Origin of the sequence: Jeotgalibacillus proteolyticus, assembly GCF_002926065.1 — a bacterium.
Lineage (GTDB): Bacteria > Bacillota > Bacilli > Bacillales > Jeotgalibacillaceae > Jeotgalibacillus > Jeotgalibacillus proteolyticus.
On the sequence record NZ_PREZ01000003.1, the window covers coordinates 491,502 to 511,267 of the forward strand.

17 protein-coding genes and 1 pseudogene are annotated in these 19,766 nt (G+C 42.7%); 6 read left to right on the top strand and 12 right to left on the bottom strand.

All coding sequences use genetic code 11. The annotated features are described in order from the left end of the window. The first annotated feature begins 87 nt into the window (after positions 1 to 87). Positions 88 to 2,556, top strand: a complete 2,469-nt coding sequence (gene uvrA, locus C4B60_RS09485; RefSeq protein ID WP_104057753.1) for an excinuclease ABC subunit UvrA — start codon at positions 88 to 90, stop codon at positions 2,554 to 2,556. Positions 2,557 to 2,589: 33 nt separating this feature from the next. Continuing rightward, positions 2,590 to 4,323 (top strand): ABC transporter ATP-binding protein, encoded by a 1,734-nt coding sequence (locus tag C4B60_RS09490; RefSeq protein ID WP_104057754.1) that lies wholly within the window; start codon positions 2,590 to 2,592, stop codon positions 4,321 to 4,323. Between the two features lie 52 nt (positions 4,324 to 4,375). On the opposite strand, the pseudogene C4B60_RS09495 reads toward C4B60_RS09490, so the two are convergent. Beyond that, positions 4,376 to 4,938 (bottom strand): annotated as a pseudogene (locus C4B60_RS09495) (AAA family ATPase). A 366-nt stretch (positions 4,939 to 5,304) separates the two neighbouring features. Here C4B60_RS09495 and C4B60_RS09500 point away from each other — a divergent pair. Continuing rightward, positions 5,305 to 5,805 (top strand): hypothetical protein, encoded by a 501-nt coding sequence (locus C4B60_RS09500; RefSeq protein ID WP_104057755.1) that lies wholly within the window; start codon positions 5,305 to 5,307, stop codon positions 5,803 to 5,805. A gap of 353 nt (positions 5,806 to 6,158) precedes the next feature. Here C4B60_RS09500 and C4B60_RS09510 read toward each other — a convergent pair whose 3' ends face one another. The 5 genes from C4B60_RS09510 to C4B60_RS09530 all read right to left on the bottom strand — a co-directional run bounded on the left by C4B60_RS09510 (position 6,159) and on the right by C4B60_RS09530 (position 12,679). Then, a complete protein-coding gene (locus tag C4B60_RS09510; protein ID WP_104057757.1) occupies positions 6,159 to 9,377 on the bottom strand; it encodes a DEAD/DEAH box helicase in 3,219 nt (1,072 codons plus the stop codon). Between the two features lie 107 nt (positions 9,378 to 9,484). Further along, entirely contained in the window at positions 9,485 to 10,030 is a 546-nt protein-coding gene (locus tag C4B60_RS09515) for a hypothetical protein (RefSeq protein WP_104057758.1), read from the bottom strand. Positions 10,031 to 10,053: 23 nt separating this feature from the next. After that, positions 10,054 to 11,034, bottom strand: a complete 981-nt coding sequence (locus C4B60_RS09520) for an HD domain-containing protein (protein ID WP_104057759.1) — start codon at positions 11,032 to 11,034, stop codon at positions 10,054 to 10,056. A gap of 38 nt (positions 11,035 to 11,072) precedes the next feature. Further along, positions 11,073 to 12,293 (bottom strand): MFS transporter, encoded by a 1,221-nt coding sequence (locus C4B60_RS09525; RefSeq protein ID WP_104057760.1) that lies wholly within the window; start codon positions 12,291 to 12,293, stop codon positions 11,073 to 11,075. A 134-nt stretch (positions 12,294 to 12,427) separates the two neighbouring features. Next, positions 12,428 to 12,679, bottom strand: a complete 252-nt coding sequence (locus C4B60_RS09530) for a hypothetical protein (protein WP_104057761.1) — start codon at positions 12,677 to 12,679, stop codon at positions 12,428 to 12,430. A 241-nt stretch (positions 12,680 to 12,920) separates the two neighbouring features. On the opposite strand from C4B60_RS09530, the gene C4B60_RS09535 reads away from it, so the two are divergent. Beyond that, on the top strand, positions 12,921 to 13,382 hold the full coding sequence (locus C4B60_RS09535) for a GNAT family N-acetyltransferase (RefSeq protein WP_104057762.1): 462 nt from the start codon (positions 12,921 to 12,923) through the stop codon (positions 13,380 to 13,382). Between the two features lie 117 nt (positions 13,383 to 13,499). On the opposite strand, the gene C4B60_RS09540 is transcribed toward C4B60_RS09535, so the two are convergent. Further along, the gene (locus tag C4B60_RS09540) at positions 13,500 to 13,949 is read right to left on the bottom strand and encodes an Lrp/AsnC family transcriptional regulator (protein ID WP_104057763.1); all 450 of its coding nucleotides are present in this window, start codon (positions 13,947 to 13,949) and stop codon (positions 13,500 to 13,502) included. 121 nt (positions 13,950 to 14,070) lie between these two features. On the opposite strand from C4B60_RS09540, the gene C4B60_RS09545 reads away from it, so the two are divergent. Further along, positions 14,071 to 14,475 carry a carboxymuconolactone decarboxylase family protein gene (locus tag C4B60_RS09545; RefSeq protein ID WP_104057764.1) on the top strand — a complete coding sequence of 135 codons (405 nt, stop codon included), beginning with the start codon at positions 14,071 to 14,073 and terminating at the stop codon, positions 14,473 to 14,475. A gap of 24 nt (positions 14,476 to 14,499) precedes the next feature. After that, complete coding sequence (locus tag C4B60_RS09550) at positions 14,500 to 14,940, top strand: pyridoxamine 5'-phosphate oxidase family protein (protein WP_209020074.1); 441 nt, start codon at positions 14,500 to 14,502, stop codon at positions 14,938 to 14,940. A 257-nt stretch (positions 14,941 to 15,197) separates the two neighbouring features. Here C4B60_RS09550 and C4B60_RS09555 read toward each other — a convergent pair whose 3' ends face one another. The 5 genes from C4B60_RS09555 to C4B60_RS09575 all read right to left on the bottom strand — a co-directional run bounded on the left by C4B60_RS09555 (position 15,198) and on the right by C4B60_RS09575 (position 19,761). After that, a complete protein-coding gene (locus tag C4B60_RS09555; RefSeq protein ID WP_104057765.1) occupies positions 15,198 to 15,806 on the bottom strand; it encodes a chloramphenicol phosphotransferase CPT family protein in 609 nt (202 codons plus the stop codon). Between the two features lie 93 nt (positions 15,807 to 15,899). Next, complete coding sequence (locus tag C4B60_RS09560; protein WP_104057766.1) at positions 15,900 to 17,252, bottom strand: GH1 family beta-glucosidase; 1,353 nt, start codon at positions 17,250 to 17,252, stop codon at positions 15,900 to 15,902. After that, positions 17,249 to 17,863 (bottom strand): DUF624 domain-containing protein, encoded by a 615-nt coding sequence (locus tag C4B60_RS09565; RefSeq protein WP_104057767.1) that lies wholly within the window; start codon positions 17,861 to 17,863, stop codon positions 17,249 to 17,251. The genes C4B60_RS09560 and C4B60_RS09565 overlap by 4 nt, the downstream gene beginning before the upstream one ends. Before the next feature lie 12 nt (positions 17,864 to 17,875). Then, complete coding sequence (locus C4B60_RS09570) at positions 17,876 to 18,904, bottom strand: LacI family DNA-binding transcriptional regulator (protein ID WP_104057912.1); 1,029 nt, start codon at positions 18,902 to 18,904, stop codon at positions 17,876 to 17,878. A 32-nt stretch (positions 18,905 to 18,936) separates the two neighbouring features. Next, the gene (locus C4B60_RS09575; protein ID WP_104057768.1) at positions 18,937 to 19,761 is read right to left on the bottom strand and encodes a carbohydrate ABC transporter permease; all 825 of its coding nucleotides are present in this window, start codon (positions 19,759 to 19,761) and stop codon (positions 18,937 to 18,939) included. Positions 19,762 to 19,766 lie beyond the last annotated feature (5 nt).

Genomic DNA, 19,766 nt, shown 5'->3' on the forward strand with positions numbered 1-19,766 from the left:
CTTAAACGCTCCCTTTTTTATCATAACCTTAGCATTTGCATTAATGTTATAGAATTAACTTATAGCGAATAAAAAGGAGGAATTTCTATGCACAATAGCATCATTTTAAATGGGGCGCGGGAGAATAATTTAAAGAACATTTCACTTTCCATTCCCAAACACCAGCTCGTTGTTTTGACCGGTCCTTCCGGGTCGGGAAAATCTACGCTCGCAATGGATACCCTCCAGCGGGAATGCCAGCGTCAATACCTTGAGTCAATTGGAATGTCCGCCGAATCCATTGGCAAGCCAAAGGTAGATTCCATTATTGGTTTGTCCCCATCAATAAGTGTTGGGCAGCATAACAATAACCGCAACCCCCGTTCCACTGTCGGAACCATCACTGATATGTATACGTACCTGCGTTTGATCTTCGAAAAGCTTGGAGAACGCCCTTGTCCTCAATGCCACACCCTCATTCTACCCTCTCTGGATCAGGAGGATTACAATGAAGAAACAGGCTTTACACAATATATCCATTGCCCGGATTGTGATTACAAAATGGAAAAGCTGACACGATCTCACTTTTCATTTAATAGACCCGATGGCGCGTGCCCGTCCTGCGATGGACTCGGAAGTGTCGCTGAGCTTGATGAATCGCAGCTCTTCAATCCTGATTTAAGCTTAACAGAAGGTGCTGTAACGATTTGGAATGGAGCTTTTAGCGACTACCAGCTTGGCATTGTAAAAGCAGCCGGCGTCCATTACGGAATAGACATAAATCTTCATAAAAAGCTAAGAGAGTTTAGTGACGCAGAAAGGGACCTTCTTTATTACGGTGTAGAAAGCGAGAAATTTACGGTTCATTCACCTGATACAAAGCCGCCAAAAACAGTAAGCAAAGGGAAATTTGAAGGTGTGGTTACTGCAGTGTGGAGACGCTACCGGGAAAAGGAAGGACAGTCAGGAGAGTCAAAACTATTCTTCACAAAGACCTGTCCTTCATGTAACGGAAGCAAGCTAAATGAAATCAGCCGGAATGTGAAGGTGGCAGATGTTTTTATAACCGATGCGATGAAGTACTCACTTGAAGACTTTGATACCTGGCTGACTCGGCTTAAAACTGAGCTCCCCGAAAGCAGTATGCTGCTGGTTGAAGATTTTCTTTCAGAGCTGTCTGTTAAGGTGAAACGGATTCTCCATGTCGGTCTGGGGTATTTATCTCTCGACCGCCAAACAATTACCCTTTCCGGCGGAGAAGCGCAGCGGCTGCGTTTAGCTACGATTCTCGGATCCGGTCTTACGGGTGTTCTCTATGTTCTGGATGAACCTACAGCGGGACTCCACCCGAAAGACACACAGGGGCTTGTCACCATTTTAAAAGAACTTCGGGATCTTGGAAATACCGTTTTAGTCATTGAACATGACACGGATGTAATGAAAGAAGCAGATCACATCATTGATATGGGGCCAGGCGCAGGAAACTACGGCGGTACGGTGGTCGGTCAGGGCAGCTATACAGAACTTCAGGAGCAGGAGGCGTCCATCACAGGGAAATACCTCAAGGAAGCACCCCCAGTTCGGCAAAAAAGAAGAAAAGGCAACGGAAAGCATCTGACTGTTCATAACGCCACAAGGCATAATCTGCAGAATGTAACAGTCAGCTTCCCTCTTGAATGCTTTGTAGCTGTAACAGGGGTTTCAGGCTCAGGAAAATCTTCGCTCGTTTTTGACCTGCTTGCACATTACACACAAAAAGGACGGGTAGAAGGCTGTGAGAAAGTAAGCGGATTTGAAGAGATTGAAAACATTATTACTGTAAACCAGTCCCCTCTGACACGGATGCAGCGCTCCAATGTGGCAACCTACACAGATGTTTTCACATTGATCAGAAATGTCTTTGCATCACTGCCTGGAGCGAAAAACGCCGGACTTAAACCAAAGGACTTTTCCTTTAATACAGTCGGCGGACGCTGTGAGCACTGTCAGGGGCTTGGATTTGTGTTAACCAATATGCATTTTCTCCCTGACCTGGAGGTACAATGCCCGGTCTGCCGGGGAAAACGGTTTAAGGACGAGGTACTGGCTGTAGAGTATAAAGGTCATTCGATCTCGGCTATTCTAAATTTAACCGTTGAAGAAAGTCTTTTCATTTTCAACGATAACAAAAAAATAAAGCCAATCATTGAATTGCTATGTGAAATCGGATTAGGCTATTTAAATTGGGGGCAATCGGTTACGACCTTATCAGGCGGTGAGGGCCAGCGGCTAAAGCTGTCAAAGGAGCTTTATAAACATTCGGCTGACCACACGCTGTATTTACTGGATGAACCTTCAACCGGTCTGCATCCCGCTGATGTAAAGCAATTGCTTCTCCTGTTAAATCGCCTGGTTGAAGCAGGAAACACCGTCATTATTGTCGAACATAATAGCGATGTGATTCGACAAGCTGACTGGGTAATTGATCTTGGTCCGGAAGGCGGAAATGCCGGTGGAGAAGTAATGGCAGAAGGAACGCCCGAAGAAGTATCTTTAGTCTCCGCCTCGTATACAGGCGCATTTTTAACATTTTCTTAAAAGTTTAACAAATTCATTTTATAGGAGAACGTAATGGAAAAAAAGCAAACTGGAATAAAACCCTTTATCTCTTTTGTTTTATCGACCAAAATCCCTAAGCTTGCTTTAACAGCAGGACTTATTCTAAGTATCATTACTACCCTTGTCGGCCTAACCATTCCTCTTTTAACAAGGGAGCTTGTCGACGGCTTTTCGGTTGATTCATTGAGTGTATGGCTTATCGTTTTAATCGCCGCTGTATTTATTATTCAGGCATTTATGGACGGCATCTCCACTTATTTGCTGGGCTATGTCGGCCAAAAAGTTGTCGCCAGGATGAGGGAAAAGATGTGGACAAAGCTCATCCGCCTCCCGGTCAGCTATTTCGATCAGAAAAACAGCGGAGAATCCGTCAGCCGTGTGGTTAATGATACCGGAATCGTGAAAGACTTGATTTCTCAGCATTTTCCTCAATTTATTACCGGCATTATCACCATCATTGGAGCAGTCATTATTCTTCTAGTCATGGATTGGAGAATGACACTTCTTATGCTCATTTCAGTTCCTGTGACAGTAGCGATCATGATACCGCTTGGTCAGCGCATGTCCAAAATTTCACGCGGACTGCAGGATGAGACCGCTGTTTTCACCGGAAAAATCCAGCAGACACTGAGTGAAATCCGCCTGATGAAGGCGTCAAACGCCGAAACTGCTGAGAGCGAAAAAGGAATAAAAGGCATTACCACCCTTTTCAAGTACGGATTGCGCGAAATGAGGATTTTCGCCATTATCGGTCCCTCCATTTACCTTATAATGATGGCTGTGATTGTCGTCATTATCGGATACGGAGGTATCCGGGTTGAAGAAGGAACAATGTCAACCGGATCACTTATCGCTTTCCTTCTTTACCTGTTCCAAATCATCTTTCCGATCACCTCCTTTGCTATGTTCTTTACTCAGCTGCAAAAAGCAAAGGGAGCAACAGAACGCATTATTGAAATCATTGACCTGCCGCTAGAAGAAGGCAGTACCGGACTCGAAATAGACATTACCGATCAGCCGCTGCAGGTACAAAACATCTCCTTTGCTTATCAGGAGGATGAACCAATTTTGCGAAATGTGTCCTTTGAAGCACAGCCCGGTGAGATGGTTGCGTTCGCCGGTCCAAGCGGCGGCGGTAAAACGACAATGTTTGGATTGATCGAACGATTTTATGAACCAACCGAAGGGGCAATACGGATCGGAAATACTCCGATTACTGAGCTTTCAATGGATTCCTGGCGCAGCCAGATCGGCTATGTGTCGCAGGATAGTCCAATGATGGCAGGAACCATCCGTGAAAATCTCACCTACGGACTGGACAATGTTGAGGACATTTCAGATGAGCAATTATGGCAGGTAGCAGAAATGGCTTACGCTGCACCTTTCATTAGAGAATTCCCAAAAGAACTCGATACAGAGGTTGGAGAACGCGGCGTCAAGCTTTCAGGCGGTCAGCGGCAGCGGATCGCGATTGCACGGGCATTTTTGCGCGACCCTAAAATCCTCATGATGGATGAAGCAACTGCCAGTCTCGACAGCCAATCAGAAGGCATTGTGCAACAAGCCCTCTCCCGGTTGATGGAAGGACGCACCACGTTTGTGATCGCACACAGACTTTCTACCATCGTCGATTCTGATAAAATCATTTTCATCGAAAAAGGAGAAATCACCGGCATCGGCACGCACGCTGAACTCGTTGCTAACCACAGTTTGTATCGTGAATTTGCTGAGCAGCAGTTAACGTAAAATACTTAGCAAAAAGACGCCTGGATGGGTTCTCCAGGCGTTTTTTGTGTGATTATAAATTAAATTTGCCCTTAACCATTTTAGCTGTTTCTTCTGCACTTAGGTTTGTGTTATTTAATCTTAGATAGTTCGGATGCTTAATTTCCCCTTCAAACGAGTTCAGTCTATATTTATCCATAGATGATAATAATTCATTTTCAGACCATTCGATATTCCGTTTAAATGGCTTATGCTCCAGCCGATTAGGGCTTTTATTTCGTTCAAGTCGTTCATCTACATCCGCTTCAAGCTCCACAAAGCAAACCGTCCCCCCTCTTGATTCAAAAAAAGCTCCTTTAGCTGATTCACATAATCCCAATCGCCCTGCGAATTAAACGCCCAAACATAGGTAAAAATCATACCCGCTAAATTACTTTTTGAGACCTCTTCAAAAATCTCCTGACGAAACAGATTAACAAGCCTTTGCCCTTCCTTCGTCCCGTAATCAAAGAAATGACTAACCAGATCGATGGTCATATGATTATGAAAAAGCTTTAGATCCGTCAGTTTAGCCAATTCCTGTCCCACTGTCATCTTCCCTACAGCCTGAGGACCAAAAATAAGTACTAATTTCATGCGACTCTCCCCTAAATATCCGTTTAGTTGATATCGTAGCATACGTTTCGTTCTGGAGTTAGAAAAAATTTCTAAAAACGCAGTTTTGGGCGGTACGCTCGTAAATCCAGGAATTTTGGCTCGCAAATTAGGAATCGCGCTTACAAATCACGCAAAAACGCTCGCAAATTTTTTTTAACTAAAAAACAGACTCCAATCAGCACCTAATTCATTCAGTTGTCTGGAAAAAAATAAGAAATACTAATCAGATAGCTGTATAGCATCTGGGAAATGTTGATTTTCACCTCATCCGACTATCGGTAAAGATTAGTTGGATTATGTAACTTTTTTATGAAAGTAATGACTAATTTACAGAGGAGGGATATTATGAATACCTTAGTTCGTGCGGGACTGTTTTTTATTCTGTTACTCCTATTAATAGGGTGTAATAATTTTGAAGAAAAAGATTCACCTAAAATTACATATGAAAATAATAATTCAACCCCAATGTCTAATGAAGAGGAAAAACCGCCTGCTTTAAAATTAACATTCGGTGGAGTTGAAGTGAAGACTTACAAAGGGACTTATACTTGGACTTATTTTGATAAAAGTACAGGTCAAAATATAACCACGCAGACAGACCACGCACCTCCAACCGAGATGGTAAATACCGAACAAAGTGTTAGGGTAAATCTAACGAAGCCCGTAAAGTTAAACTTCGAAAAAGAACCATCACAATATGAAATAAGACTATGGGATTATAACGGTATTATTAAAACGTATAAATCTTTTGAAGAAGTCGAAGAAAAAGGGAAATATATAGTTGAAATAGCAGGAAATTGGGAAGATAGCATTGCTACTTATGCAGTTGCGTTAGACTTTCAATAAAAATGAAATACTGCTGGATATTATAAAAGAGGCTGGAACAAATGTGTGTCGTTAGCCTCTTTTACCCGGTTCACTGCGCTTCAGGGGGATGCTTTCCGCGGGGCGGGGCTTGAGCTAACTTGCTTCGCAAGTGGATCTCAAGCTCCCGCTTCCTCCCGCAGGAGTCACCCCCTTCCGCTCCGTTCACCTCACGTTTCTAAAATTATTGTTATGTACCATATTCTTTTAAATATCCTCATTTTCGGATTAATTGCAGTAATAGGTAACATTAATTTTGATGCTAATTTAAATGTTTTTTCGTACCACTGAACTGAAAAAGCTAGACCAGCACCCCGACTTGTTTTCCTCCCTATTCATATCCTCAAAAGCTCCCGAATATCCTCTTCCGTTAAGCTCGAAGCTTCATTTTTGTCCTGATCAACGATTTCTTTAATTAGATGACGTTTCTTATCCTGAAGCTCATTCATTTTTTCTTCAATCGTGCCGCGTGCGATAAGCTTGATTACCTGCACGCTTTTTTTCTGTCCCATGCGGTGGGCACGGTCTGCCGCCTGTTCCTCTACTGCAGGGTTCCACCATGTATCATATAAAATCACAGTATCCGCTCCCGTCAGGTTCAGTCCGGTTCCACCCGCTTTTAGCGACACTAGAATCAAATCCCGTTCGCCTGAATTAAAGCGGCTGCAGATCTCCACCCTCTCCTCAGAAGGCGTTTGCCCATCCAAATAAAAATACGGTTCTCCCTTTATTTTCAGTTCTTTTCCTATCAGGCCAAGCATTTTCGTAAACTGTGAAAAAATTAAAACCCTTCTTCCTGACAGCCTTGATTCCTCTAAAATCTGCTGAAGCTGCTCAAACTTCGCAGACCGCCCTTTATACCCTTCAACAAATAAGCCGGGATGACAGCAAATCTGTCTCAGTCTCGTCAGCCCTGCCAAAATTTTAATCCGGTTTTTGCGGATCGTATCTTTATCCAGATGCTTCAGCGTATCATGACGGAGCTTCGCTAAATAAGCTGCATAAAGCTTTTTCTGATCTGGCAAAAGCTCTGTAGAATCAATGATTTCCAGCTTTTCAGGAAGCTCATCCAGCACATCCTCCTTCATGCGTCTCAGCATAAACGGGCGGACTCTTCTTGCGATTGCTTTTCTCGAAAGATGACTGTATTCACTTAAGCTCTGGAATAGCTCAGGAAAAATGACATGAAAAAGAGACCATAGCTCCTCGATTGAATTTTCAACCGGCGTCCCGGTCAGACCAAAACGATGAACAGCCTGAAGACTTTTGACAGCCCGGGCTGTCTGCGTAACAGGATTTTTAAATGCCTGTGCTTCATCAAAGAAGATCGTATGAAAATGCTGCGTCTCATACCATTTACTATCCTTGCGAATTAATGGGTAAGACGTAATAATCACATCAACTTTCGAAAGATCACGCTGGATCTCGCGTCTTTCTTTGACACTGCCATCCAGAACAACCGCTTCAATTTCAGGGGCAAACTGCATAAATTCGCTAAGCCAGTTGTACATGACTGAAGACGGGCAAACGATGAGTGCCTGCTGGTTGTTTTGGCGAAGCATCGGCAGCTCCGATAACAAAAACGTAATGCTTTGAAGGGTCTTCCCCAGACCCATATCATCCGCAAGAACCCCGCCAAACCCGTAGCTTGCAAGGAGCTTCATCCAGCTGTAGCCCTGCTTTTGATAGTCCCGCAAAACCCCGTCTAGTGATTTAGGAACTTCAAATTGAGAAAAATCCGGATGCTTCAGCTGCTCTAAAAATTGCCGGAAGGACTCTTCTACGGCAAAAAAGTCAGGGTTCTCCACAGAATCAAGCAGGCGAAGCCCCTGAACAATCGGCATTTCAAATTCCTGCTCGAGGTCCTCCGGCTGGATCGGCGCTGCTTCTAAAAAACGCCTGATTTCCTCTATCTCCCTTGTCTCCAGAGAAAACAGGGAGCCGTCGCGCAGCCGGTAGTACTTTCTTTTTTCCTCAAGCGCAGCCAAAAGCGCTCTTATTTCCCGCTCAGGAAAGCCTTCCATTTCAAATTTAAATTCAAGCCAGTTCGTTCTCTCTTTTTTAATTCGGACGCTGATTTTAGGCGGGGCATGCTCCTTGAAAATCCGGTTTCTAATTGCCGTTGTGGCATAGAGCTGAACAACACCTTTAAGCCTTGGCACGATATGGTGTAAAAAGGTATATTCTAATTCCTCATGATGAAGATAGTAGCCGCTTTCCGTTTCCGTAAAAGAACTTTCCTCCATTAACGCAAGGATCTCTTCTTCCTTCTCTTTTTCCCTGAATAGAACGGTACTCGACCAGCTTTTGTCACGTTCAAGAGGATTGATGACAGTATCGCCGTAACAAAACTCAAGTCCCGCAAGCAGCCGGTCCTTCACGCGGTCTAAAAACAGCTTGGCTACAAGCGGCTTTTTCTCCACTGCAGCAGGATTAACTCCAGGCAGCTGGACCTCGCCTAGCCTTCTTAAGCCCGGCACGACTTTTTCCAAAAAGAACTCAAGCTGATCTTCCGGCACAGGAATCCTGTTTGTTTTCGAAGCATCGAGCATTCCTTTTAGCTCCTGCAGTCTTCTGCTGTCTTCACTTTTCAGCTCAATCCATTCTCCCTCTGCTAACACCGCCTGATACAGAGGCAGCAGAATGAGATCATTCAGTCCGTTTATTTGGAGCTGATGGCCTTTATCCCCTGGTTTTGTCAGGACAAATTGCAGCGGAAGTATGGCATCGGAGAACTTAAGACCCGAATAAACCTGCCGCCGATACGTTACCATTACCTCAGGGGCAAGGGTAAGAAGCCCCTTCAACGGCTCCCAGGAGGATGGTGGAATGAGTAAGAGCTCCGGGGTGATTGAGACATGATGCCTGTCCCTATCGGATTCCCAAAAAGCCTGTTCATCACGGACAACTTGAACGAGCTGCTGAACGACCTCATCGGTTTCTTTATCAAAGCAAAACACCTTTGGATCAAAGATAACTGCTGAAGACAGCAGGCTTGCCTTTCCTTCTTTTACATCTGATAAAAACCTTCTTATATCACGAATTTTTGTCCCGCCAATTTTCATTTCTACACTAATTAAATTCCTGCCCTCTCCTATTGTCAGAGGTGACAGGATAAATTCTGCATCCATTACTTCGCGGGTTTCAAAATGGTGCTGATGCCCGCTTCCGCGTGTGGGTTTTTGATGAAAAAGCGTTAAGAACCCCTCTGTAAGTACATTTTTCACCCCAGGCTCTAAGGAAGATGGCGTTTGTAGTTTTTCTTTGCTTTTTTGCTGCTCATTTGCGATCCATAATAATACCGCCGCTACATGCTGACATTCCTTATCAAAGGAAGCAAGCTTCGGACAGCTGCATCCTGAATGAACGTTGAGGTTCTCATCTATTGAGATTTCAACATGAAAATCCTCTGCTCCAATCACAGTCGCTTTACAGAGGTCTTCACTGTAACGGGCTATTTTCACTTTATTTCCGCGATAAAAAGCGTCTCCTCTTTTGAAAGAAGCTGTACCGCATTTTTCTTTTATCATTTTTTGACTGATGGACCGCTTCACGCTGCGTGCTCCTTTCAAAAGTTACTCATTTACTCTTATCATAGCACTTCTTGTTTCATTGCTAAAAATGAAAATAAGCAACCCGCTATAGGATTGCTTGACCTCCCTTATTTCCAAAGAGCCGTGTATTTCTTTTTGTACTTACTGTCTTCTTCAAGCTCGATCAGCTGAAAGGCGGTTGTTTTCACTTCTTCTTCTCCGCTTGCATTGTATAATTTCTTGAAACTCTCAATGATATCAAACCGGATAAGGGTATAGTTTTTCTCGTTGAGGCAATTTTTAAAGCGGTCGATCAGATGGCTGAGCACGAGTTCCTTTTGTCCCTCCCCTGCAAGAGCCACCCGCCAAATCGATTGAAGACTGTGTCTGGCCGTCACAAATTTTTCATCCTGTGTAACTTTCCATACATCAGAAAAATCTTCAAGCATTCTTTTTTCGAAATCACTGAGGGCTAAATGAGCCAAAAATTGAGCGGCCCTTGACCGCTTATGAGGATCCTTGTGAGTTAAATCCGCTTTGAGTTTGTCCCAGACTTCATATGCCCAGTCGACCTTTTCTGTAGTTATTTCCATAAGGTTCGTATACGCTTCAAACTGGAGCTGCTTGTCCTTTGATTCAAGATTTTTAAAGTAGATTTTTACGGTTTGATCCATTTTTATCACCTCTTCTAAATAGCTTATCCAGCTGATGTAACATTGACAGACACTCCTTCAATCGCCTTTTCCCGGGTTTTTTGCTTAATCTCCTTTACATTTGAAGAAAGACTGGATGCAGGCACGGCCTTACCGTTTACTAGAACTGGAGGATCAATTAAACGCAGCTTCATTTTTTGATGAAAGCCGCCACCTTTATTACCTGTCACAATTCTCACATCTCGGCGCAAACGTCCTAATAAAGCCTTTATCTCAGAATCACTGCTTTGTTTCAATATGCCCATGACCTCTTCATCTGTCCCAAGAAGATCGCTTCTGCTGAGAATTTGTTTTCCCAGCGCTTTTTTAAGAATCTCAGCCAGGAGAGTATTTCCATAAACGTTTAGAGGATTCATAAAAAATCCGATGACTTCCTGGTAGTATGTACGGACAAACCACTCTGCTGACTCCACGTTTTTCAACGTCATTTTGCCTTCATGAATAATCAGACTTTCTAAAAAACTATGGGCTTCCTCCAAGGAAATGATGCTGTATACCGTCATATCTCTTAAGGTGTAATCGACCCGGTCAGCACATAACTCAGGCGCGGGCCGCTCCAAAATGGACCATCTGGAATCATCCCCCAAAACATCATGAGGATCGAATTGATATTTTCGTAAAATAGCTGGAATGGATGTTTTTTTAATATAGTCAGAAAAGATCGCTTCGTGATAATTCTCTTCCTGATTTTCAAGTGCCGCATCAACTACGTGTGAGAAAGCAGTATGTGAAACGTCATGGAGAAGTCCCGCAATCTGCTCCTTCAAAGAGCCCCCCATTTTTCTGATCAGCAGCATGACGCCAATTGAATGACCGTAGCGTGTTACATTCCACTTTTCGTTCACCCAAACGCTTGCTCCGCCCTGGTAGACTCCCTTCAACCGCTGAACAGCGTCACTTAAAATCAAATCTTCTAGAACAGGTTCTACATTAAAGCTTCCATATAACCAATCTGTGAGCTTCATCCTCTCACCCTTTTTCACCTATCATACCAAACCCTTCATTACCCAACCTTCCTTATCAGTTCTTTTTTCTCCTTTATTAAATCCATATTTGAAAAAATCAGAGCGTACACAGCCGTAAAAATAAGATAAGCCACTCCAACGAGTATACTTAAAAATCTCGGCTCAAAAATCTCCAGTAAAAAACCGCCTGCTGCCATGGAAAACCCAAGTGCAGTATTGGCAACCGCCTGCATGAAGCCAAAAATTGTTCCTCTTTTTTCCCTCGGGATGACCTTCATCATCACGGTATCAATGCAAATATTACTAATACCTCCTGTAAAGGTAATTAGCACGACCATTAAAAGGGCCATCCAAAAAACAGGAACCATACTCAAGCCTATGTGAGCCAGCCCTTCAAGCGCTATAAAAATAACAGTGAGGACAAGCAGCCCACTTTTCAGCCAATTTGAAAATAAGGAGCTGATAATAAATCCTAGTCCGAGAGATGCATACATTAGACCTACGCCGAGCTCCCCCATCTCAAACACATCAAGCGCGTAAATACTGATTAATACATTATCAATCCCATTAGCCAGCGGCATTGTAATCGCGATAAAGAAAAATGCCAGCAAAACATCAGACCCTGTAATGAGTCCCGCCGGCATCTGAGCACGCTGTGCTGCTGCAGGAACTTGCTTGCTTTCCGGCAAATGAAGAGACGATAAAATAACAGCCGATAGCAGGAATGTCAGCCCATTTAAAAGAAACGGCGCGGATAATCCTAAGAGATCAGAAATAACTCCTCCCGCACTTGCGCCGACAACGAGAACAAGACCAACCATTGCCTGTTCAATCGCATTGATCGAAAGAAGCCGCTCCCTTTTAACGAGTGAAGGAATGGTTGAAATTCTCGCCGGCGCATACAGCGCTTCCCCGCAGGCAAGAAGAAAAGAAGCGGTATAAATAATCCACACATCCTCAGGTCCTCTCACAAAAAGAAAGGCCAGTACGACGAAAACACGAAAAGCATCGATGACGATAAGCATTTTTTTAACGGAGTATTTGTCTGCCAGCATTCCCCCAATCGGTGCGAAAAAAAGAAAAGGCAGCATCCGTATGGCAAGGACAATGCCGATCGCCATGCCAGACCCCGTCAATTGAAAAAGCAAGGTGAAAATTGCGACTTGACTGAACCGGCTCCCTATCCCATTAATTAACCCGGCCCAAAACAATTTTTGATAGCGTGTTTCCTTTGAAAAAGTATGTAGAATGGAACGCATAACCTTACACCTCAAGTAGTTTTATGTTTATCTAATTTAATATTAATCTAATTAGATAGTTATGACAACTACTATACAACAAAAAAAAGACTGGGACAAAATGTCTCAATCTCCTAAACCTGGTTCACTGTGCTTCAGGATTTCCCTCTATTCCTCGCACTGCGCTCATTTCCCCGTTTGAAATTTCCTGTTATCTTTGCTAGCAGCAGCTGTACAGCTTTTTCATCCTGAGCCATTTCTATTTTGGATAAAAGCTTTTCAGCGTCCTTACCTTTTAGTTGTTTGACCTGTTTTCCTTCATAATCGATAAAAATAGTATGGTGTTTTGTAACGCCGTAACTAAATGGAGCTTCCTCTAATCGGTTTCTTTTATCGACTTCACCCACGTTTTAACCCCCATAGCCCAATGTATTTACTAAAAGTTTATCACTGCCTGTTTAGAGCGATCAAGCTTACATTCTACTTTTATTTAGGGGTTCACACCTACCTCAAATGGTCTTTCCCCACTGGAATATTCTTAATTTATTAATGTACGGCCTGGAGCTCAAAAGGGAATTAATGTTAAACTTAAGAAACTACTATGAATAAATTAATCTAAAACTAAAAATACATAAGAGGTGCTGTGGAATGATAATCAGACTCGCTGAAACAAAAGATATTAATCAATTAATACAAATGAGATGGGATACTACCATTGAATTTGATGAAAGTAAAAAAGACGAATCCTATGAGGAATTTGAAAGGGAATGCCAGGCATTTTTAGAGGATGCTTTAAATAGTAAGCTGTGGTTTATTTGGGTTGCTGAGGATCAAGGGAAAATTGTTTCTCATATTTACATAGAATTAATACAAAAGGTTCCACGGCCCGGAAGAATTACACATCCATTCGCATTTATGACCAATGTATATACCATCCCGGAATATCGAAATCAGGGCATTGGAAGCAGAGTTTTAAGCACCTTAAATAAATGGATACAAGAAAACAACTACGAATTTGTCATCGTCTGGCCGAGTGATGAATCTATAAATTATTATAAGAGAAATGGTTACGTTCATTGCAAAGAGCCGATGGAATACTTTCCTTCTTAATCAGTGTCTTTTCAAGACAAGATTTTGTTCAGTGATTTATTCGGTATGATTTTAAACTTATACCAGGTTACATTGCACATAAAAGCCCAATTGCAGTAGCAATGGGCTTTTATTCAATTAACAATTTTCTCTCTCACTGAATTTTAGATTCGTCTCAACCTCAGAAAAAATGAAATGCGTTACCGTATGTGCATAAGGATTTATCACCTCAATAAATTCCTCTGCTTTGGCAAATGTGTCAAATTGCATTTTAAGCATATAGCAGGCTTTACCAGCAATCCGGTAACAAAACTCCACGTTTGGCAGGTCTTCTATGTATTTTCTGAAAGAGTCATAGTCTCCGTTTTTCACAGTCGCTTCGATTAAACATTGGATGGGAAGCCCCAATTTCTCATAATCTACTTCTAACGTATATTTCTTTATAATGCCAAATGACTCCATCTGCCTTACCCGTTCTGTTACAGAGGGAGAAGACAGATTAATCCTTCTTCCAAGTTCACTCATTGATAACCGGCTATTCTTATTCAATTCATTCAATATTTTTCTATCAATCGAATCAATTTTCATTTTTAACGTAAAACCTCCTAACTCTTTAAATAATTAAACTATTAATGTAAATCATAATTGTTATTTAATGTGATGGAATCTAACTTTAAGATACCATTAATAGTACGAGGAGGCGGTCAACATGGCAAGAATTAATGAATCGGAATTCGGTGAAACCCCATTTCAAAAGCTTTTAGGACACAATACAGAGATAATGGAGAGGTGGAGCAGGCTTGGAGAAGTTTTAGAAAGAGAAGGGGCGCTTTCTTCTAGTTTAAAAGAACAGGTAAGAAGAACATTAGCTCAAACAAATGGTTGTTTATACTGTAAAGCAAAAGGAAAACCCGAACCCCATTTATTTAGTGCAAAAACATCTATTGCTGTAGGGTTTGCTGAAGTGTTTTTAAAACAAAAGGGGAACATACCAGATACTACATTTAATGTGTTAAAAGAATATTTTTCTGACGCGGAAATGAGTGAACTGTGTGCGTTTATAACGTTTACTACTGCTTCCCAGTATTTTGGCGCAATGATGAAATTAGACTAACTCATTATCTCAGGAGGTGTCATGATGAAAATTATTCAGGATACCGGCAAAAGCTTCGATTTGGAGAAATTTCTTTCTCTGCCTCTAGTAGCTCATCTATCAACAGTAAAAGACGATTCACCAAGACATTCGCCCGTTTGGTTTTATTGGCTTGAAAATAAAATCTGGATTATCGGGACAGCTTCAGACACCTTTCCAGAAAGAATAAGAAGGAATGAAAAATGTGCCATTGGAATCGTTGATATCAACCCCCAACCCGGACTATTTTTACATGCCGGATTTAGAGGAACTGCCACTGTTAAGCCTTTTGACAAGAATATAGCTAATGGGCTGCTCTCTCGTTATTTGGGAACCGAGATTGAAAAATGGGATCCACGTTTTAAAGATTTAGATGATGATAATGTGTTAATATGCTTCACGCCCGAAACGGTAGTCGTTCGAGATCAGTCATATCTCGTTCCATGATTGGTATAGGCAAGTGGGCACATTAACCCGAATACTTTAGTAGCTCTTAATCTCATATTCATCCTATAAGAAAAAGAGGATGAGACAAAACGATCATTTTATAAACGTGAGGTGAGCGGAGCAGAAGGTGGCGACTCCAGCGGGATGAAGCGGGAGCTTGAGATCCACTTGCTGAAAGCAAGTTAGCTCAAGCCCCGCCCCGCGGAAAGCGTCCACCTGAAGCGCAGTGAACCGGACAAAGAGGTTGAAATATACATTCATCTCAACCTAAGCTGATCCATAGCAGACGCCCGCTTCCCGCTTAGAATATATTCATGTATAACCTTCGCACATTCAACTGGAGAAAGCTTAGAGGTGTCGACCTCCAAGTCATAGATTCCAGGTTTATGAACCTCCGCCTGCCATCTTTTCACCGGCTCAGGGACTCTTTCGTCCGTTTGCCCCCAGGTGTCCCGTCGACGCTTCATGATTTCCTCAAGCGGGCATTTTATACCTATCATGACGACAGGCAGTCCTTGAAGCTGCCTTGCACTTTTAGGCAGTATTCCAAGCAGCTGGCTATAGCTTTCGTGAAATCCAACATCTACAACGACGTTAAAACCGAGCCTGCTTTGTACGGAGATCATGCTAAACATTGCTTCGTACATACGGACAATATGAGGCTCAAGATCCGGGCATTCTCCTCCTGGACGCAGCCCGATTCCCGGCTGATAGCGTTCCGGTGTTTGCCGCATCATCGCATCCACGCCTAGATTCATCCATATCCCATCAAACGTTTGTTGGATTTCCTTTGCGATACTCGTTTTCCCTGATCTCGGGGTGCCGTTCAGGATAATGATTTGCCCCGGCCGATCATGAATGGTCATTCTGCACACCTGCCTTTTTAGCATAAAATTGCATTTTCCCCTTATTAGTAGTCTACAAAAAAACTCTCCTTTCAAAAAGAAGAGTTTTTTCTGTTATTCAGATAAATCGTAGCCGGCTTTCTTAATAGTATCTCGATACCAGTAATAGCTGTCTTTTTCGGTTCGCTCAAAAGTGTCAAAATCAACATGGACAAGTCCAAAACGCATATCATAGCCTTCTGCCCATTCAAAATTATCCATAAGAGACCAGGCAAGATAGCCCTTAATGTTAACGCCTGAATGAAGTGCTCTGTTCACACTCGCAATATGAGTTTTCATGTAAGAGATTCGTTTAACGTCGTTCACTCTTCCATTTTCCACACCGTCATTATAGCAGGCTCCATTTTCGGTAATGTAAATCGGTACAGATCCGTAGCGGTCAGATATATACTTCAGCAGCTTGTAAAAGCCTTCGGGATAGATCGGCCAGCCGATATCTGTATGATCATAGTTGAAATTAAGATTTTCTACATGGAATAACCCGTTTCCTTCATCATATCTGGCAATATTTCCGGTATAGTAGTTGATTCCAACAAAATCAATCGGGCTTGAGATGATCTCCAGATCCCCGTCCTGAATTGGCACTGTGACATTTTCCTGTTCCTTAAACCATTGAACTAAAAAGTCAGGATATTCTCCTTTAAACACCGGATCCATAAACCATTCAATGTGCCAGCCGTTTGCGCGCCTAACTGCCTGCTTGTCTTCCTCAGAAGATGAATAGGCTTCCGACCAGCCTGCATTTGGTGCATATCCAATCTCAGCATCCCCATCAATCTGACGAAGTGATTGAACAGCCCGTCCATGTGCTAAAAGCAAGTGATGAGCGATGGTTGTCGCTATTTGAAGATCCTTTTTTCCGGGAGCATGCACGCCAAGATAGTTTGATAGAAAGGAAGCACACCATGGTTCATTAATCGTAATCCACTTTGTAATTTTCCCTTTAAAGGATTCAAAAACCGTTTTAGCATACTCGTTAAACGCATCAACTGTTTCCCTGACCTCCCAGCCGCCCTGATCCTGCAGTGCCTGGGGCAGATCCCAATGGTAAAGGGTGCACATCGGTTCAATATTATTCTCCAGAAGCTCATCTACTAATCGATGATAATAATCCAGCCCCTCCTGATTTACAGAACCCGTGCCTTCAGGAAAAATTCTCGGCCATGCCATTGAAAAACGGTAGCTTGAAACACCGAGCTCTTTTAGAAGAGAAACATCCTCTTTGTATAAATGATAGCTGTTGCAGGCAGTAGCACCGGTGTCTCCATTTTTCACATTGCCCGGCTGCTGAGAAAATGTATCCCAAATGGAAGCACCTCTGCCTCCTTCATTTACAGCGCCTTCGATTTGATAGGACGCAGTAGCAGCGCCCCAGATAAAGTCCTGTGGAAATTGAATCTTATTCATTTCAACGCCTCCCCGGAATGTGGTGATACATAATAGGCTGCAAGCATTGGCATGAAAATGGAATACACGGAAATTGCCAGCAGACTTCCTGAGATAAGCAATAAGAAGGGCATGGTCAAAATCCCTGCTGCGCCTATTACAAACATGAAAAACAATAAAACGGTTCGTTTCCATTCAATCCAAAGCAGCAGAAAGCTGTTTTTTAAAATAGGCAAAAACTTCAGCTCCACCTTCATGACATGCACAGTCATATAAGGCAGCATCATGAGCCAGACGATAAAAGCGATTGAAGCTGCAGCCAGTATCGTGTCACTGAATTTCATATCAATTGCCGTCACCAGCCAAATATCCGCTGCCAGAATGAGCAGTCCAGCAGCCCAGAGTCCTGACAGGCTTAGGGCAGTGGTGTTTGCATGCTTTTTAAAGCTTTGATGAAAGGACTTCGCGAAATAAGGGTTCAGCCCCTTCTTCTTCCACGAATGCAGCGTCTCGATCGTCGCTGCCAGTGCAGGAATAAACGTGATAAGAGCAAGAGAGTAAACAAAAAACATAACGTTCAGCAATACAAAAGAAGCGAACATTTCCATCACGCCTAAAAATCCCTGTTTCATGTTTATCAGCTCCTACTCTTTATCGTTTGCAAGACCGCAGCTTTCTCTTATTTCAAGCTCAGGATCCACCAAAAGTGAACGGCCCTTCCCTTTTTTATCAATAAGATTGCTTAAAAGCTTTGCAGCAAATATCCCAATCTTTTCTTTATCCTGCTTAATCGTTGTCAGCTTTGGCTGAGCATAGCGGCACGCTTCAATATCATCACAGCCAATTACTCTAATATCGTCAGGTGCCTGAAGACCATTTTCTCTGAGGGCTCGTATGGCACCTAAAGCCATTAAATCAGAGAAGGCAAAAAGTAGTTCTGGCAAATTCTCTTTATGCTTAGCAATCATTTCATTCATCAGACGGTAGCCGGACTCCTCGTAATAATCACCGTGTACTACCCAGTCTTTGTTAACCGGAAGGCCAAATCGCTTCATAGCCTCCCGAAAACCTTCCTCACGAAGCATGGAGACTCTTGAGTCATGCGTCCCGCCAATAATTCCGATTTTGTCAATCGAGTTCATATAGGCATACTCCACTACTAAGTGAGAGACTTTATAATTATCTGTCATGACATAGCTTGAGCGCTCACCTTTCAGCTCAATGTCAATCCCAACACAAGGGATTGGGCTTTGATCCAGCTGAAATATCGCTTCTTCTATATCATCCCCTGCGACAATCAGCACGCCATCTACATTGTAGTGATGACAGCGCGCCAGGTAATTTGACTTGTATTGTTCATTGGAGAAGAAAATAAAATCATACCCCAAAAGGCCAATCTGACTTTTAAAGCTGTTAAGAACCTTATTAAAAAATGGATGATCCAAATCAACATTAATTTTGCCGGCGTAAACAATTCCAATTAGATTTGTTTTTTTCGAAGCAAGGCTTTTTGCGGAATGGGTTGGAGAATATCCAGTCTCTTCTATGATGGCTTTTACCCGTTCTTTTGTCGCAAGACTAATATTGCCGGTGTTATTCATAATTTTCGACACAGTCGCTGCAGACACTCCGGCAAGCTCTGCTATATCCTGTATGGTATATCGTTTAATCATGCTGCCAGCTCCTGTCCCCTTCCCTGTAATCATCAGCTTTTCACTGCACCCTGTGTAAGGCTTGAGATGAAGAGCTTATTGAAGAGAAGAAAAATCAAAACCAACGGGATCGTGGCCCAGAAAGTTCCTGACAATATCATACCATTATCCTTCACATATGCGTCGATCAATCCTCTAAGGGCAATCTGGATCGTATGAACAGACTCATCACGCAATACGACCAGCGGCCACAAAAAGTCATTCCACATATACATGAATTTAATGATTGCAAGTGTAGCAAATGCCGGAAGAATGATTGGCACAACGATATTCCAGTACACACGCACATGAGAGCAGCCATCAATTTTCGCAGAATCCATCAGCTCATCAGGTACATTACTTGAAATGTACTGCCTCATCCAGAAGATCCCGAATGCATCAATCAAGCCCGGGACAATAACTGCTCTTAAATCACTCAGCCAGCCAAGCTTTGTAATAATGTAGTATTGAGGAATCAACCCAAGCTGCGGCGGAACCATCATCGTAATCAATAGCAGCCCAAAAAGAAGATTTTTTCCTTTAAAATGAAACTTAGCAAAAGCAAACCCTGCCAGCGAGCAAAGAAATAATACGCCGAGTGTCGTCACCGAGGATACGATTAAGGAATTTCCTATCGCACCGAAAAAATCAATATTGCTAAGTACGTTTTGAAAATTGTTCACAAGCTCGGGACCAGGAATTAAAGCCGGCGGAACCCGGTTAATAACACTGTTATGGTTGGTTGCCATGACGAACATCCAATAAAATGGGAAGATCGACAAAAATGCGCCAATGAATAACACTGCGTATAAACTGACTTTTGAAATAACCTTGGACATTGTTT